We start from the raw sequence: 16,974 nt of genomic DNA on the forward strand, positions 1-16,974 counted from the left end.
GGTCATTGGGATTTGCTAATTTGCTTTACAGTTGGACAGTTCTTTTCCCGATAGCCGTCCTCCTTTATTATTTTTTTCGTAAGAAGTATGAAGTGAAAACAATATCATCTACAATGTTTTGGGAACAATCGATGCGCGAAACAAAGGTATCCCCGTATTTGAAAAACCTGCAAAAAAATGCATTATTTTATTTGCAAATGGCGGCATTATTACTATTGTTATTTATTTTATTGGCACCGTTTATTACAAAAGAAGAAGCGGTTAGTGGCCAAACGATTGTCGTCGTTGATACGTCAGCCAGTATGCTTGTGGAAAAAGACGGAACTTCGTTGTTTGATAAACATAAAGAAGCGATTAGAAAACTTGTCAACAAACGGTCAGGCCAATCGATTACGATTGTATCGACAGGAAAAGAACCGATGACAGTTATTCGAGAAGAAAAGAATGCAGAGGAAGTAATTTCGGCAATTAATCAATTGAAAGTTTCGTATGAACATGAATTTATGGAAAGAGCGATTGAATTCACGCAGTCGATTGCAGCGGACAGTGAAGTGGATATTCATATTTTTACAGATTCACTGGATCAGAAAAACCTTCCCGAAGCGAGTGATACGCATGTCTGGACGGTGAATACATCCAATGACAATTATCGTAATGTTTCAATTGATAAGTTCGGGGCTGTCGCAACTGCGGATGGAACAGAAGCGATTATTAAACTTATTAATCGATCTGATAAAAAGGTCGACGGCAATCTCATTCTGACTGATTCTATAACGGGAACTGCGTTCTTGAAAAGTGATTTTATGGTCGAGGGTGAAGAAGAGTTGCTTTTATCATTTAAAGATTTGCCAACTAGTAAAGCTTTAACGGCATCGATTTCAGTCGACGATGATTACGCTCCCGATAACGCCGCACATATAATCCTTGGCAATGAAGCAACCGATGCAATCATAGATAACCAGTTGCATGAGCTTATCAAAAAAGCATTCGAGGCGGTAGGTTTATCAGTTTCCACTGGATCAAAAAACGAATTGACTGCCGCTACAGATAAAACAATTGTCGTGACAAATGATGCGGCATTTCTTGAGTCGGGCACTAAGCCAATCGTTCTAATTGGCAGAAATGATGAAAAATCGGAAGAAGTCACAGGTGCAATTTCAACACTAGCAGATTCTTTGTTTTCGGTTGCAGATTTATCAGATGTCTATGTCAGTGAAGTTTATCCGGCATTTGACGAATTTGAAACAATCGCGATGATTGGAAACAAACCGTTTATCCAAAGATCGAGCCGCGGCGATATTGTCATTCTAGCGGATGTTGAAATGACTGATTGGCCGCTCCATGCTTCGTTTCCATTATTTATATGGAGCGCAATTGAGCGAATGGGTGGAGAAGGAAACACGTTGGGGACTTTTACGCCAAATGAACGAAAGGCTGTCCTTTCAAGCAGCCAATCAGGAAAAATTGAAGTTTACACTGTTGATGATGAATATGTGACGACAATTACGGATTCCTCGAGTTTCATAGCACCGCAACTTCCTGGTGTTTATAAGGCACGTGATGAAGCCAATGAAAAATTGTTCACCGTTCAACTCGAACCGGAGGAACTGAATTTGGAAACGGGCTCATCTTATCGAATCGGCAAAGCGATTAACGGTAAGGGAACTGAAGCGAATAAATGGCTGTTTGGCAAGTACTTCATATTGCCGGTTTTATTGTTGATGTTGATGGAATGGGAGGTGCAGCGAAGACGTGGATATCCGCATTGAACAACCATTATGGCTACTCCTCTTCATTCCAATATGGCTTTATATCATCTTTACATGGCGGTCATCTAACCAGAGAATAAAAAGTCGCAGTACGATTTTGTTTGTACTGCGCGGCATTGCTGTTGCCTTACTTATCTTTGCTTTAACATCACCTTATTTGACGCTCCGAGTTACTGAAGAACAAGTATTATTTGTCGTGGATCGTTCGGCTTCAATCGAAGAGGTGGGAACAGCGGCAGATTCTTGGATTTTGGAAAGTTTGAAGGGGAGAAAAGAAAATCATTCTGTTGGGATTTATTCTTTTGCGGAAAACTTCCGCACTGATGTGAAGCTCACGAACACGGATGTCGTCGTTCCAGTGATTGATCGGATGGAGAAAAATGAAGGTACGGATATTGCAAAAGCTATCGATTTATCTTCCGCTCTTGCAAATCGTAATTTAGCTACTCGCATCGTTTTGTTATCAGATGGGTTGGAGACAGCTGGATCCATTGAAAAAATACTACCTAAATTTAAAGATAAGCGAACAGTAATTGATACGGTGTTGCTAGAACGTCCGGCTGGATCTGATGCATCGATTACTTCATTTGAAACACCAAGGACTTCTTATGCCGGTGAACAACAATTACTCCGCGTGGAAATCGACGCTTCTGAACGAACTACTGGTACCTTACTGATTTATGAAAATGATCAAATGATTAGCGAACAAGAAGTAAAACTCGAACAGGGAGGAAATTTGTTTTCAGTTCGAGGAGCTTCGAGTAATGATGGTTTATTGAAATATGAAGCAAAGTTAGTTGTTCCGGATGATAAAATATTGGAGAATAATCGCATGGTATCAATAACAATGATCGAAAGTTCTCCCCGCGTGCTTGTTGTAGAAACTGATCGGAACCCGTCGATTATTCCAACACTGCTTGATCAAGACGCGATGGACATTGAAACAATTAATGCGAAGCTGTTGCCGGAAACACTTTCTGGATATATGGGTTATAGTGCAATTATTTTTGATAATGTCCCAGGTCATATTGTCGGCGAGAACCGAATGACAATTATCGAACAAGCGGTTAAAAATTTCGGAACAGGATTCATGATGGTTGGCGGTGAAGAAAGCTTTGGACTCGGCGGTTATTTTAAATCACCAATTGAGCGGCTTCTTCCTGTCGAAATGGAAGTCAAAGGAAAAGAACAACTTCCTTCTCTTGGATTGATCATTGTTTTGGACCGGTCAGGCAGTATGTCAGGTTCAAAAATAGTTCTTGCGAGAGAAGCAGCCGCTCGTTCAGTCGAACTACTAAGGGATGACGATACTTTTGGTTTTATTGCCTTCGACGATCAGATTTGGAATATTATTCCGCTAGCGCCTTTAGGGGATAGGAATGAAGCGATTGAGAAAATACTATCAGTTTCAGCATTGGGCGGAACTGATATATATCCGGGAATGAAACAAGCCTATGATGATCTCACGAATTCCGAATTGCAGCGTAAGCATATAATTTTATTAACAGATGGACAATCAGAAATGCCGCCTGGTTATGAGAATGTCATTGCTGATGGAAAAGGCAATAATATTACAATGTCCACGGTTGCAATTGGGAGCGATGCGGACCGGAGATTGTTGGAAAGCCTTGCGGAAAGCGGTGGCGGAAGGTTCTATGATGTCATTGATGAATCGACTGTTCCAGCAATCCTATCACGGGAAACTTCCATGATGACCAGAACCTATATTGAAGACGATCCGTTTTACATGTCGCTCGGAGGTGTTGCCGAATGGAATGCATTGTTCTCAGAAGGGGTTCCGGAAATGAATGCCTATATCGCAACAACATTGAAAAATACGGCGACGCTGGTTGGAGAAAGTACTAAAGAAGATCCGATTTTATCTGAATGGATGTATGGTCTAGGAAGAACTGTTGCATTCACGTCAGATTCTACGGGGAAATGGACTGGGGACTTTGCAAAATGGGGAGGGTATGGCGACTTTTGGAATGCGGCCGTAGGAAGGCTTCTCCCGGCTTATGAAGACGTTCCGTACATTATCACTCATGAGCACGGAGGAACGTACACGGTGATGGACAGCTCGCGTAGCGCAGCGTTTCTTGACGTCGCAATCATTGATGAAAAAGGCGTCGAGGTACCCTATACATCTGAACCGTTGGCACCCGGAAAAATGCGCGTAACTGTCGATGCGAATCCAGGACTTGTGTTCTTTGGTATAACGGATGATAAAGGCGGGTATTTTGAAGCTGGAATTTCTGTGCCTTACAATGAAGAATACAAAAGGATTCCATCGAATGTTAAGTTGCTCGAAAAAATTGCCCACTCGACAGACGGGCTAATGCTAGAAGATCCAATAGATGCCTTTCGTAGCCACTCATATAAAAGCGGGGAAAAGAAATTGATTGCACAGGGACTTATTCTGGCAGCTATGATTTTCTTCTTTATCGACATTACTTTACGCCGGTTTGGATTTTTCAAAGGATTTGGGTCAAAACGGATTGCCGAAGAGCGTGTAATAGATTCGTCAACAACAGCAGAAGAAAGTTTTGCCGAGTTATTGAAAAACAAAAGAAAACGGTAAAGAACAAAAGCGCAAGGCGCCCGTTTAGCCCCGACAAGCGCTGGAGGACTTTAAAATAAAGGCGCTTTTTGCCTTTATCTTAAAGTCTGAAGCGACTCGAGGGGCTGGTGCCTGGAGCTAGACGTGAAATCTAAAAAACGTTAGACCCATCAATGGGCTAACGTTTTTTTATCGTATCGGGTCAAGTAATTCCGAACTTCGCCTCGACCAAAAGAAGGCGATTGAGAAACAAATTAGCAAAATAACAGTCCCAATAATATATGGATAAATAATATTGATATCGAATAAAATACCTGCTAATGCGGGACCAATCATATTCCCTAAACTCATATATGCAGTGATCATTCCTGCCGCGAAACCTTGTTCATCGCCGGCTAATTTGGAAACCAGCGTATTAACAGCGGGGCGCAGTAATGCGGTTGCTGTGAAAAACACCATGGATACGATTAGAATCATTGAAAATGAATTAACAAATAATATCCAGAGCATCGCAACTGCTGAAATGACAAGATTGACAAGGATGACACGCATTTCGCCATAACGTTTAAATAAAGGTCCAATGATAAACATTTGCGCAACTGTTCCAACGAAACCGCCGACTGTAATGATGACGGCAATTTGCGATATTGTATACCCGTATTTATGGTCGACATATAAAGAAATCGTCGATTGAAAATTGGCAAGTCCGAAAGAGAAGACGAACATGACGATGAACATGACGAAGTAGGGAGTTGCCGCTGAACGTTTTAATTGTTGAAAGATATTTTCGCGCCTGCGTTCAACGCCCGTTTCATGTGCAACGCTGGGTTTTGGATTTGGCAGTGCAAAAAATGAAATGATGGCAGCGATGATTGCTACTGATGCGCCGATGAAAAAAGGGAACTCTAGGCTAACCTTTGACAGGAACCCGCCAATGCCGGGTCCAATCACGAATCCGAATGACATTGAAGCAGCTAGTAACCCCATTCCTCTTCCGCGTTTTTCAATGGTTGTTAAATCCGCAACAAATGCCATAGTCGGCGGTAGAATGAAAGCCGCTCCTAAACCTGAAAAGAACCTAGATACAAATAACATCCACAGATCAGTAGCCATCCCGAAAGTTAGCTGCGATATGCCATAGACGACCAAACCTACGATAATTGGATTTTTCCGCCCGTGTTTATCGGATAAATCGCCCGCTATTGGCGAAAATATAAATTGTGAAAATGAAAACATTGCAATAAGAAATCCAAGAACTTGTCCCGCCACACCAAACGTTCCTAAGTACTCCGGCATAATTGGAATGATGAGACCGATTCCCGACATTGTAACGAATGTATTAAACATAAGTATGTAAAGTGCAAAATTAGTTGATTTAGTCATACTATCATCCCAGCTTTCTAAACTTTCAGGCTACAAAGTATCTTAACATATGTCCTGGCTGATTACACTTGCTAGAAACGAAAAGGGGTAACAAAAACCCGCCCTAAGTAGCCAGGGCGGGGTAATTCATTGCAATTCCATTTTCAAAGCAAGGAATAGCTCGTTGTAGGTGCCGAGCATTTCAAGTCCGAGATTTTTATAGACTTCAAGATGATCCCTGGCTTCTTCGTCAGGATAATATCTTTCATCTTCAATTACTTCTGGATCCATAAAATCCATCGCTGCCAAATTCGGTGTGGAGTATCCGACGTAATCAGCGTTTTGAGCAGCAATTTCCGCATCCAACATGAAGTTAATAAAGGCGTGAGCACCGTCGATGTTTTTCGCAGTTCTAGGAATGACCATATTATCAAACCATAAATTCGAACCTTCTTCGGGAACTGCATAGTCTATATCTTCATTATCCCACATCATATCCGCGGCTTGACCCGACCAAGTTAAAGCCACAGCAGCTTCGCCGTTCACCATTAATTGCGTTATTTCATCGCCAATAATCGCTTTAATATTAGGTTTAAGCATTTTTAATTTATCGGAGGCTTCTTCCAACTCCGAAATATTCGTCGAGTTCAAGGAATAACCAAGTGCGTTTAATCCCATGCCGATTACTTCCCGGGCACTATCAACTAAAACAACTTCTTGTTCAAGCGACGGATCCCATAAATCTTCCCAGCTTTCAAATGTCTGTCCCTCGAGTACTTCTGGATTATAGGCAATGCCTAATGTTCCCCAAAAATATGGAACTGAAAATTTGTTATCAGGATCAAATGCTAAATCAAGAAAATAAGGATCGATATTTTTAAAATTAGGAAGTTTGGCTTTGTCGATTGGTAAAAGCAATCCCGATTCATTCATTTTTTCGATCGCATATTCTGAAGGGACAGCAATATCATAAGTCGTTCCACCTTGTTCAATTTTGGTCATCATCGCTTCGTTCGAGTCAAATGTCTCATAAATGACTTTAATACCTGTTTCTTCTTCAAATTGCTTAAGTAAATCAGGATCCAAGTATTCTCCCCAATTAAAAACCGTAATTGAATTTTTACCGGATGTCCCACCCGTATTAGCCAGTTTCGCATTAATAAACAATAGAATAGCCGACACAGCCAAAATTACGATTGATACGCGAATAATATCTTTCATTTTCTCACCCCCGAAAATGGGTTTTTAGATTTTCGGTTAATGGCATAATACCCGAAGACGAGTAAAAGTGTCACGATAAATATTAAACCGGACAGGGCATTAATCGTTAATGTAATCCCGGCTCTAGCCATGGAGTAGATTTCAACTGAAAGCGTTGAAAAGCCGTTACCTGTAACGAAGAATGTCACAGCAAAATCATCAAGAGAATAGGTAAGGGCCAAGAAAAAACCTGCAAATATTCCTGGTTTTATAAAAGGAATAATCACCCGAGTCAATACATCGCGCCTAGAGGCACCAAGATCAATTGCCGCATCGATTAATGACGGACTCATTTCCTGCAATTTCGGCAACACCATAATGACAACTATTGGTATACTAAAAGCGATATGCGAGATTAATACCGATGCGAAACCAAGCTTTACACCCACTAAGGTAAATAAAATTAAGAAAGATGCCCCGATAATCACGTCAGGACTAACGATCAGGATGTTATTCATAGAAAGAATCGCGTTTCTCAAAGCCTTTTTCCGAATGAACGTAATCGTGACGGCACCTAGAACGCCTATGGTTGTAGAAACGAGTGCCGATAACAATGCGACGACAATTGTGTTAATCAAAATCATGATAAGGCGGGGGTCCTCGAAAACTGCAGCGTAATGTTCAAATGTAAAAGATTCAAAGCCAGACATCGTTCCACCAGAGTTAAAAGAATAATATAGTAGGTAAAAGATTGGCGTATACAAAATAATGAACACAAACGCTAAATATATTTTAGGTAATTTACTTAATTTTCCCACTGCCGGCCGCCCCCTTTTCAGAACCACTTGTGAATAGCATGATTATGAACATGAATAGAATAAGGAACACAGCAATCGTCGATCCCATCCCCCAATTTTGAGCGACAAGGAATTGCTGTTCGATAGCCGTACCTAATGTGATTACTTTATTCCCGGCGATGAGTCGCGTAATCATGAACAACGAAAGGGCAGGGATGAAAACAACTTGAATCCCTGATTTAACCCCGTTCATCGTTAACGGTAAGATAACGCGTGAAAATGTCGTCCATGCGTTTGCACCAAGATCTTGCGCTGCATCAATCAATGCAGGGTTTAGCTTATCAAGCGAATTAAAAATCGGTAAAATCATGAACGGGATGAATATATATACTGCTACGAAAACGAAGCTGAAATCAGTAAACAGAAGCTGATGTTGTCCGATTCCGACCATTTCAAGAAATGCGTTGATCGGTCCATATAGACCGAAAAGTCCGATGAAAGCATATGTTTTCAAGAGTAAATTGATCCAAGAAGGAATAATAATTAACAACAGCCAAAGTTGCTTATGCTTCGTTTTTGTTAAAAAGTACGCTGTCGGATATGCAAATAGTAATGAGAAAAATGTGATGAGAAATGCATACCAAAATGAGTTTACAATTAGTTTGAAGTAAATTGATGTGAAAAAGTTTTGATAGTTTACTATTGTGAAATCACCGGATAAATCGAAAAAAGAATAGTAAACGATAAGTGCAATCGGCGCAACAACGAATAGAATAATCCAAGCCGCATAAGGAACAAACGACAAAAAACGGGTAGGCTTAGCGTTCATTGTCTGACCCTCCATAAGATTCGAGTCTTGCGTCAAACTCCTCTTCTGTTTCATTCAAACGCATGACGTGAATGTTTTCTGGTACGAAATCTAGCCCGACAGAACTTCCGACTTCAGCTTTTTTAGTTGAGTGAACAAGCCATTCGTTGCCATCTTTATCGTATGTGGATAATTCATAATGGACGCCCCGGAATAATTGCGTGTCTACAGTGACAGTTAATTTACCTTTTTCAACAGTCGTTAACACAAGGTCTTCCGGTCGAATAACGATATCGACATTTTCGTTCGGATTAAGTCCAGCATCAACACATTCGAATTTTTTGCCGGTAAATTCAACTGTGAAATCCTCAATCATGATCCCGGGAACTATGTTAGATTCTCCAATGAAATCGGCAACGAAACGATTTATCGGTTCGTCATATATATCAAGTGGCGTGCCAGACTGTTGAATTTCTCCGTTATTTATTACGAAAATTTCATCTGACATCGCGAGTGCTTCTTCCTGATCATGGGTAACGAAAATAAATGTTTTACCCAATCGTGTTTGTAAATCACGAAGCTCATATTGCATTTCGGATCTTAGTTTCAAATCAAGTGCTGATAATGGTTCATCCAATAATATGACTTCAGGGTCGTTGACAATTGCACGTGCAATCGCAACTCGTTGTCGTTGCCCGCCCGACATCTCGGAAATTTCTCGATTTTCATAACCGTCTAAGTTTACAAAAGTGAGTGCTTCTTTGACTCGTTTTTTCATATCTTCTGTTTTCACTTTTTTTATTCTAAGACCAAATGCGATGTTTTCGAATACATTAAGATGTGGAAATAGCGCATAATCCTGAAAAACCGTGTTAACTTTACGTTCATTTGCAGGCACATCATTGATTTTTTTTCCGTTAAATAAAATAGTTCCCTCAGTCGGTTCTATGAATCCCGCAATAAGGCGTAGAATGGTTGTTTTTCCGCAACCAGATGGACCAAGAAGCGTATAAAATTTACCGCGTTCTAGTTCAAATGAAACATTATTTAAAACTGTAGTATCTTCATCATATTTTTTTGTTACATTATCAAAGCGAATAATTGACTCGATTGACATACGATCCCCCCTTATTTTTCTAAATACGTTTTTTATAGAATGCAATCAAACATTTTTAAATTATACGAAAAACAGCGTAGATTGCAAGAACTTTTTTGGTGAAATAAAATTAAATTCAATTGTTATTGTCCCATACGTTCATTCGATAGTACACAATTTCGACACAAGTTATTAAAAGTAGGTTTGGCATGGATTCCTATAGAATGTTTCGCAATTGAATTTTTGACATTCCATGGTACAATATAGCGGAAAAGGGGGCGAATCGATGGGAAAGAAAAAGGTTTTTTATTTAGACCCTGATGATAGAAAATGGACGATGGAAGACCTCGGTTTAAGTTGGGATGACTTAGAAGCTACCGATGAAAAAATGGAATCAATTGAAGGTGTATTCTTTGCCAATAACGGTAAAATTATTAGCCGTATGGAATTACCGAATCACTGCCCCGATTGTCTAGAAACATTGGCATATAATGATGAATTCGATTCGATTTATTGCGAGGCATGCGACGAATGGCGTGACAGTCCATGCACCGACCCAGCGTGTGAATATTGCGCAATTAGGCCTGAAAAACCCTCCGACTGTAATTAATGAAATATTCTTAGGTAACTCCTTCCAATGAGACAATGAATTAACATTATTCATTCAACAAACAGTGGGGGATTTAAAACTTGAGGAGGATTTTGTTGAGATTACGTGAATTGATGCCAGATCTAGTTGGTGCAACAGCCTGGCTTAACGGCGATACTTCAAAAGAAAAGCTCGTTGGCAACAAACCGACGCTTATTCACTTTTGGTCAATAAGTTGTTATATGTGTAAAGATGCGATGCCTGAGGTAAATCAATTCCGCGACAAATATCAGGATGACTTGAACGTTGTTGCAGTTCATATCCCGCGTTCTGAAGCAGATTTAGATTTGGATCTTATTAAATCGAGTGCGGAAGCACATGATATAAAACAACCGATTTTTGTCGATAACGCACTGAAGTTGAGAAGTGCTTTTGGTAACAAGCAAGTACCCGCTTATTATGTTTTTGATAAAGATGGGCAACTGCGCCATTTTCAAGCGGGCGGCAGTGGTATGAAGATGCTTGAAAAACGTGTTATCCGCGTGCTTGATGAAATGAAAAAGAATTAACAATCACTTTACTTTTACAGACATTATTACTCGTCAACTTAATTATTCACGTTGACGAGTATTTTTGTTCTTTGAGCTGAGCGCAACTGTATGCTACACTATTCAGAACAGTGACCTCGTTAGGAGAGATGGTTTACATGAAAAAAGAATTTGTTGTAATTGGACTCGGGCGTTTTGGGGGAAGCATCGTAAAAGAATTGATTGTACTGGGAGCCAACGTTATGGCTATCGATATTTCCGGTGCTCGAGTGGATGAATATGCGTTAATTGCAACACAAGCAGTTACCGCCGATACAACTGATGAATCTGTCCTAAAATCACTAGGGATTCGAAATTTTGAACATGTGATTGTTGCGATTGGAGAAAATATACAAGCGAGTATTTTAACAACACTTATGTTAAAAGAAATAGGCGTTCCAAAAATAACCGTTAAAGCGCAAAATGATTACCATGCGAAGGTTCTTCGGAAAATTGGTGCTGATAAAGTGGTGCATCCAGAGCGTGATATGGGGATCCGGATTGCAAATAATATGGTCTCGAATAATATTCTGGATTATCTTGAGTTGTCGGAAGAGCATTCTATTGCGGAGATAATGGCGAACGAGAGGTTAGTAGGGAAGACGTTAGTCGAGCTCGATATCCGAGCGAAATATGGTATCAACATCGTTGCGATAAAACGAGGCAATGACATTGTTGTTTCGCCGCAAGCGATTGAGGAAATTCAAATAGACGATATTTTAATTGTGATTGGATCCGATCATGATATTCATTTATTTGAGAAGAAGCTTTTTCATTAATAAAAGGCTTTTAATAAAATTGAGCGAGTACTTGATGAAGTCATTATTCAAGTGCTCGTTTTTTATTTGGTTCGTTGATTTACGTTCCGGGCGGACGCTTTCCTGCGGGCGAGCGCCGAGCCTCCTCTTCGCAAGCTCCTGTGGGGTCTCGGCTGTCTCGCTGATTCCGCTGGAGTCGCCGCCCTGCACTACAATCAACTAATTTCATTATTAGAATTAAGTTAATTAGTGCCATCTTTCCAACCATAAGATTGCTCAGAACTAAAGCATTTAAAGAAAAGTCTTAGAATATATATTTTTGATATTACAAGCGTTAATAAAAGAACCGTCAACATTCTACTAAGAAAAATCGGCGAAGGCATCCGCAAGGTGAGGAAAGATACAGTTCAATCTTTCCCTAGCGCCGAAGCGTGTTCATAGGAAATTCTCAGTACAGTCTAAAACATGTATAGAAAAAACAAAAAAAGTACAGAAAGGGAATTGTTGAATTCCTTCTGTACTTTTATTTTTGGGTTAAACCCATTTTTTTTGTTAAACTTCTAAAATAACCGGAAGGACCATTGGTTTTCTTTCTGTTTTTTCATATAAATAGGGTCCGATTACGTCGATGATTTCAGTTTTTAATGAAGCTATAGTTGTTGGTGAACTTGATAGTTTTCTTTGCAGCTGTCTAGAAAGCATCCGTTGTGCATCATGAATCATCACGCCTGACTCACGCATATAAACAAAGCCTCTCGAGATGATATCCGGACCAGAAACAATACGGTTTTTCTTTTTATCAATCGTTGCGACTACGATAACTAGTCCATCTTCAGACAACATTTTGCGGTCGCGTAAGACAACGTTACCAATGTCGCCAATTCCGCTACCATCGATATAAACATCCCCGGAAGGAATTCGTCCAGCGCGTCTAGCCGAATCTGCGGTTAGAGCGAGTACATCTCCGTTTCCTAAAATAAATGTATTCTCTTGTGGAATATCGCAATCTACTGCTAATTCTGTATGCATTTTCATCATTCGGTATTCACCATGAATCGGCATAAAGTACTTTGGTTTCATTAGACGAAGCATTAGCTTTTGTTCTTCCTGTGAACCGTGTCCGGAAGTATGGATATTATTAAGAGATCCATGTAATACTTCAGCGCCAGCGCGGAATAACGAGTTAATTGTTTTGTTGATGCTTAGCGTGTTTCCTGGAATTGGAGAAGATGAAAAAATAACAGTATCGCCAGGATGTATTTGTACTTGACGATGCGTGCCGTTTGCAATTCGCGATAATGCAGCCATTGGTTCTCCTTGACTACCAGTACACAGAATCATAACTTCGCTAGCTTGCAGTCTATTTAATGAATGTGTGTCGACAAATAATTCTTTCGGGGCGTCGATATAACCAAGTTCGCGCCCAATGCGAATTGCATTGTCCATACTACGTCCAAATACTGCTATCTTACGTCCAAACTCTTGAGCCGCCACAATTACTTGTTGCAATCTGTGAATATTGGATGCAAATGTAGCAAAAATGATACGTCCATCAACTTTACGGAAGATTTCATTTAAACTGTCACCGACCTTGCGTTCAGACATTGTGAAATTTGGAATTTCAGCATTTGTACTGTCGGATAATAGACATAGAACGCCTTCGCCTCCGATTTTCGCCATTTTAGTTAAATTTGCCGGTTCACCAACCGGAGTGAAGTCAAATTTGAAATCGCCGGTATGAACGATATTACCGGAAGGTGTTTTTACGACAACACCGAATGCATCTGGAATACTATGCGTTGTACGGTAAAAACTTACTGATGTTTTACGGAATTTAATGACGTCATCTTCATCAATAGGAATCATTGTTGTTGATCTTAATAATCCATGTTCTTCGAGTTTGTTTCGAAGTAAACCGAGCGCTAGTTTTCCGCCGTAGACAGGAACATTTACTTTTCGAAGTAAATACGGAATCCCGCCGATGTGGTCTTCGTGCCCGTGTGTAATGAAAAGCCCTTTAATCTTGTCGACATTACGTTCAAGATAGGAGTAATCTGGAATAACATAATCGATTCCCAGTAACTCATCTTCTGGAAACTTAATACCTGCATCAATTAAGATGATTTCGTCTTGAAACTGCACACCATATGTGTTTTTGCCGATTTCGCCTAGTCCGCCTAGAGCGAAAACGCCTGTTTCATTATTTTTAATAGACTTCATTTTTATACCTGCTCGAGTTCGAAATGCGGTGAAGCCTTTTCAAATTCAAGGTGCTCTCCTTCAAGTAGTTGAATATATTCGATATTGAAGTTGCGACCTTTAAGAATTTCGCGCACAGTTTTTTCTGAATCAGCTTCAATGTACATGCTTTTTGTATTTTCGCGGACAGGTACTTCTAGCACGTTTTCTTGGTAATAAATTTTGTAAATCATAAATTTTGCTCTCCTTTTAACGTTCAATTAAAATCATTCTCTATATAGTATCATGAGATTTAGGTAAAATAAAGAAAAGCCGACCAAATTATAGGCCGGCTATAAAAGTTATGCTATTGTTTTTTTGCCGAGTATGCCATTAAGCCGTCTCAACATTTTTCGTTTTAGGCGTTTGTACATGGCAGATCACTCCTCGTCTTTATTGTAATCCATTCTGAACTTTCTGTCAAGTGTTCTTAGTGGTTAATAAGACGATGCTTTTAGTAGTTGTCGATTCGAACCAATAAAAAATCATGCACGTTCAAAGGGAGTCGCGCCTGGAATTTCTTTGTATGGTTCATTCTTATCTATGTGATCATAGAACATAATCCCATTTAAATGATCCAGTTCGTGTTGAAAGGCAATCGCTGCAAGTCCACGCAGCCGTTTCTTAAATTCATTTCCGTCCTGGTCGAAAGCTTTAATCGTAATTCTTGAATAACGAGGAACAAACCCTTCAACGTTTCTATCGACTGATAAGCATCCTTCACCTGATGTGAGATAGGTTCTTTCAACGGAATGGCTTATGATTTTTGGATTGATTGCTACAAAGCTTATGGGTTCGCCTTTCATTTCTATAATATGGAGCGCAAAAACTCTTTTCGAAACATTGACTTGTGGTGCAGCAAGACCTACGCCAGCACGCAAATTATATTTTTCAGCAATTACTGGGTCATGACTATTTTTTAAGTATGTGAGTAAATCATCGCATAGATCAATCTCTTCATTAGTTAATGGAAAAGTCATTTCTTCGGCTGTTTTTCGTAATGCCGGGTGGCCTTCTCTAACTATGTCTTTCATTACTATCATCGCAAAATTCTCCTTTTAGCCTTTATTATATACATTAGTATAATCGAATGGGATTGAGCTTAAAAGGAATTTAGCATTTGGTTGAATTTATTATCGTTAACAGATATAATTCAAAGGAAATCGGAGGGGTATTATCGTGAGGAAATATATAGTTAGCATTATTTTAATCGGTACATTATTTCTATCAGCATGTAATTTCGGTTCATCTACTGAGAAAGATCTTGCGGATGTATTATCGAAGTTGAATAGTGCTGAAGAGAAGTACCGCGAAGCACAAGGTGAACTTTCCAGCCTTGAGAAGTCTGAGCAAACGCTTTTCAATGAAATCATTCAATTAACACAAGAAGAAAAAGAGGAACTTAAAACAAAAGTATCCGAAGTGGAAGAATCACTGGAACAACGTCTAAGCTTTCTAGAAGACGAAGAAAGTTCTATTGGAAAAGCGAAAGAATCAGTAGCGACATTCGATGAAATTATAGAAAAAGCGGATGAAGAAAAAATAAAAGCTGAAATAACGGAACTAAGAGATTCTGTTAACAATCGTTATGATCTGCATTCAGACTTTGTTGAAAACTATAAAACGTTAGCAGATTTGCAAAAGGAACTCTATGGAATGCTTGTTGATGAAGAAACTGAGGTTTCGAAATTGCAAGAAAAGGTTACAGAAGTAAATAAACAAAACGAAACTGTAAAAGGAATTATTAATTCATTCAACGAAGCTACCGGTACAGTCAATAAGTTGAAAGAAGACTTATTCAATAAATTAGCTGAAAAATAATTATTCGAAAAGACTAGATGTGTAAAAAGCACTCTAGTCTTTTTTGGATAAACTCTGTCAATCAATGATTCTATTATAATACAGATTAGATATTGTACTAATACAGTGGCTTGTTTTCAGTGAATTCGGACACCTTTCAAGTGGGAAAAATCCATAGTTTACAATGTTTGACCACGTCGGTTCAATTACGTATACTAACAAGTGTAGAGTTTGTATCAATCAATACAACCACGATTCATAATACAGTTGATAAAGGAGAGTTGTCGAAAATGGCTGCAAAAACAACAAACAAGCAGTTCGATCCAGTGAAAACACTTCACGAGATTGAAGATAAGTTTGAAATGGTTCAAATTTTGAATGAAGAAGGCGAAATCGTCAATAAAGATATGGATCCTAAGATGAGCGACGAGGATCTAGTTGAATTAATGACGCGCATGGTCTATACAAGAATTTTAGATCAACGCTCAATTTCACTTAACCGCCAAGGGAGACTTGGTTTCTACGCACCGACTGCGGGACAAGAAGCGTCTCAAATAGCTTCTCACTTCGCATTAGAAAAAGAGGATTTCATATTACCGGGTTACCGTGATGTGCCTCAGATGATTTGGCATGGTCTACCATTGTCAATGGCATTTTTATGGTCGAGAGGTCATTATAAAGGCGGAGAAATTCCTGAGGGAGTAAATGTATTCCCACCACAAATCATTATTGGCGCACAGTATATTCAAGCGGCGGGTGTTGCACTTGGGTTCCAAAAACGAGGAACAAAAGCAGTTGCCATGACTTATACAGGTGACGGCGGTACATCGCAAGGTGACTTCTATGAAGGTATTAACTTTGCTGGTGCTTATCGTTCTCCTGCAATATTTGTTATTCAAAACAACCAATATGCAATTTCTACACCACGTGATGTGCAAACAGCGGGTAAAACACTTGCTCAAAAAGGAATTTCAGCAGGTATTCCAAGCATTCTTGTTGATGGTATGGACCCACTTGCGGTTTATGCTGCAACTAGAGATGCACGCGAACGCGCAGTTAACGGCGAAGGTCCATCACTAATTGAAACGTTTTGCTACCGTTACGGACCACATACGATGGCCGGAGATGATCCAACACGTTACCGTACTTCTGAAACGGATAGCGAATGGGAAAAACGAGACCCATTACTTCGATTCCGTAAATACTTAGAAGCAAAAGGTATTTGGAATGAAGAGCAGGAAGAAAAAGTAATTGAAAGAGCAACAGAAGATATTAGAGAAGCAATAAAAGAAGCAGATGCAGCTCCTAAACAAAAAGTGAGCGATTTTATTAATATTATGTATAAAGGCGAGCTTCCATATAACTTAAAAGAACAGCTTGATGTTTATACTGAAAAGGAGTCGAAGTAAC

General features: G+C 39.6%; 15 protein-coding genes. 7 read left to right on the forward strand and 8 right to left on the reverse strand.

Annotated elements, in window-relative coordinates; genetic code table 11:
- Positions 1 to 5: 5 nt before the first annotated feature.
- A complete protein-coding gene (locus JSQ81_RS18425; protein WP_212605440.1) occupies positions 6 to 1,769 on the forward strand; it encodes a vWA domain-containing protein in 1,764 nt (587 codons plus the stop codon).
- Positions 1,753 to 4,350 carry a VWA domain-containing protein gene (locus JSQ81_RS18430; RefSeq protein WP_212605441.1) on the forward strand — a complete coding sequence of 866 codons (2,598 nt, stop codon included), beginning with the start codon at positions 1,753 to 1,755 and terminating at the stop codon, positions 4,348 to 4,350. Before JSQ81_RS18425 ends, JSQ81_RS18430 begins: the two co-directional genes overlap by 17 nt.
- Positions 4,351 to 4,518: 168 nt before the next feature.
- Here JSQ81_RS18430 and JSQ81_RS18435 read toward each other — a convergent pair whose 3' ends face one another.
- From JSQ81_RS18435 to JSQ81_RS18455, 5 genes are all read right to left on the reverse strand, one after another.
- Positions 4,519 to 5,712, reverse strand: a complete 1,194-nt coding sequence (locus JSQ81_RS18435) for an MFS transporter (protein WP_212605442.1) — start codon at positions 5,710 to 5,712, stop codon at positions 4,519 to 4,521.
- A 126-nt stretch (positions 5,713 to 5,838) separates the two neighbouring features.
- Entirely contained in the window at positions 5,839 to 6,912 is a 1,074-nt protein-coding gene (locus JSQ81_RS18440) for an ABC transporter substrate-binding protein (protein WP_212605443.1), read from the reverse strand.
- A complete protein-coding gene (locus JSQ81_RS18445) occupies positions 6,909 to 7,709 on the reverse strand; it encodes an ABC transporter permease (RefSeq protein ID WP_212605444.1) in 801 nt (266 codons plus the stop codon). Before JSQ81_RS18445 ends, JSQ81_RS18440 begins: the two co-directional genes overlap by 4 nt.
- Positions 7,693 to 8,517, reverse strand: a complete 825-nt coding sequence (locus tag JSQ81_RS18450) for an ABC transporter permease (protein WP_212605445.1) — start codon at positions 8,515 to 8,517, stop codon at positions 7,693 to 7,695. The genes JSQ81_RS18445 and JSQ81_RS18450 overlap by 17 nt, the downstream gene beginning before the upstream one ends.
- Entirely contained in the window at positions 8,507 to 9,613 is a 1,107-nt protein-coding gene (locus JSQ81_RS18455; RefSeq protein WP_212605446.1) for an ABC transporter ATP-binding protein, read from the reverse strand. Before JSQ81_RS18455 ends, JSQ81_RS18450 begins: the two co-directional genes overlap by 11 nt.
- A gap of 265 nt (positions 9,614 to 9,878) precedes the next feature.
- Here JSQ81_RS18455 and JSQ81_RS18460 point away from each other — a divergent pair, with 265 nt between their 5' ends.
- The 3 genes from JSQ81_RS18460 to JSQ81_RS18470 all read left to right on the forward strand — a co-directional run bounded on the left by JSQ81_RS18460 (position 9,879) and on the right by JSQ81_RS18470 (position 11,547).
- Complete coding sequence (locus tag JSQ81_RS18460) at positions 9,879 to 10,202, forward strand: hypothetical protein (RefSeq protein ID WP_212605447.1); 324 nt, start codon at positions 9,879 to 9,881, stop codon at positions 10,200 to 10,202.
- Between the two features lie 95 nt (positions 10,203 to 10,297).
- The gene (locus JSQ81_RS18465) at positions 10,298 to 10,750 is read left to right on the forward strand and encodes a redoxin domain-containing protein (protein ID WP_212605448.1); all 453 of its coding nucleotides are present in this window, start codon (positions 10,298 to 10,300) and stop codon (positions 10,748 to 10,750) included.
- Positions 10,751 to 10,887: 137 nt separating this feature from the next.
- Positions 10,888 to 11,547, forward strand: coding sequence for a potassium channel family protein (locus tag JSQ81_RS18470; protein WP_212605449.1), 660 nt, complete (start codon positions 10,888 to 10,890; stop codon positions 11,545 to 11,547).
- A gap of 531 nt (positions 11,548 to 12,078) precedes the next feature.
- Here JSQ81_RS18470 and rnjA read toward each other — a convergent pair.
- The 3 genes from rnjA to def all read right to left on the reverse strand — a co-directional run bounded on the left by rnjA (position 12,079) and on the right by def (position 14,807).
- Positions 12,079 to 13,746 (reverse strand): ribonuclease J1, encoded by a 1,668-nt coding sequence (gene rnjA / locus JSQ81_RS18475; RefSeq protein WP_212605450.1) that lies wholly within the window; start codon positions 13,744 to 13,746, stop codon positions 12,079 to 12,081.
- Between the two features lie 2 nt (positions 13,747 to 13,748).
- Entirely contained in the window at positions 13,749 to 13,958 is a 210-nt protein-coding gene (locus tag JSQ81_RS18480; RefSeq protein ID WP_212605451.1) for a DNA-dependent RNA polymerase subunit epsilon, read from the reverse strand.
- Between the two features lie 291 nt (positions 13,959 to 14,249).
- Entirely contained in the window at positions 14,250 to 14,807 is a 558-nt protein-coding gene (gene def / locus JSQ81_RS18485; protein ID WP_212605452.1) for a peptide deformylase, read from the reverse strand.
- A 136-nt stretch (positions 14,808 to 14,943) separates the two neighbouring features.
- Here def and JSQ81_RS18490 point away from each other — a divergent pair, with 136 nt between their 5' ends.
- Together JSQ81_RS18490 and pdhA are read left to right on the forward strand one after the other, a co-directional pair.
- Complete coding sequence (locus JSQ81_RS18490; protein WP_212605453.1) at positions 14,944 to 15,585, forward strand: YkyA family protein; 642 nt, start codon at positions 14,944 to 14,946, stop codon at positions 15,583 to 15,585.
- A gap of 269 nt (positions 15,586 to 15,854) precedes the next feature.
- Complete coding sequence (pdhA, locus tag JSQ81_RS18495) at positions 15,855 to 16,973, forward strand: pyruvate dehydrogenase (acetyl-transferring) E1 component subunit alpha (protein ID WP_212605454.1); 1,119 nt, start codon at positions 15,855 to 15,857, stop codon at positions 16,971 to 16,973.
- Position 16,974: the final 1 nt, after the last annotated feature.

The sequence above is a fragment of the Sporosarcina sp. Marseille-Q4063 genome (assembly GCF_018309085.1).
GTDB lineage: Bacteria > Bacillota > Bacilli > Bacillales_A > Planococcaceae > Sporosarcina.

Excerpts from the sequence above, each read along its gene's own strand:
- JSQ81_RS18480 (WP_212605451.1), bottom strand. The coding sequence starts at position 13,958 with ATGATTTACAAAATTTATTACCAAGAAAACGTGCTAGAAGTACCTGTC.
- JSQ81_RS18435 (WP_212605442.1), bottom strand. The coding sequence starts at position 5,712 with ATGACTAAATCAACTAATTTTGCACTTTACATACTTATGTTTAATACA.
- pdhA (WP_212605454.1), top strand. The coding sequence starts at position 15,855 with ATGGCTGCAAAAACAACAAACAAGCAGTTCGATCCAGTGAAAACACTT.
- JSQ81_RS18455 (WP_212605446.1), bottom strand. The coding sequence starts at position 9,613 with ATGTCAATCGAGTCAATTATTCGCTTTGATAATGTAACAAAAAAATAT.
- JSQ81_RS18440 (WP_212605443.1), bottom strand. The coding sequence starts at position 6,912 with ATGAAAGATATTATTCGCGTATCAATCGTAATTTTGGCTGTGTCGGCT.
- def (WP_212605452.1), bottom strand. The coding sequence starts at position 14,807 with ATGATAGTAATGAAAGACATAGTTAGAGAAGGCCACCCGGCATTACGA.
- rnjA (WP_212605450.1), bottom strand. The coding sequence starts at position 13,746 with ATGAAGTCTATTAAAAATAATGAAACAGGCGTTTTCGCTCTAGGCGGA.
- JSQ81_RS18470 (WP_212605449.1), top strand. The coding sequence starts at position 10,888 with ATGAAAAAAGAATTTGTTGTAATTGGACTCGGGCGTTTTGGGGGAAGC.
- JSQ81_RS18450 (WP_212605445.1), bottom strand. The coding sequence starts at position 8,517 with ATGAACGCTAAGCCTACCCGTTTTTTGTCGTTTGTTCCTTATGCGGCT.
- JSQ81_RS18460 (WP_212605447.1), top strand. The coding sequence starts at position 9,879 with ATGGGAAAGAAAAAGGTTTTTTATTTAGACCCTGATGATAGAAAATGG.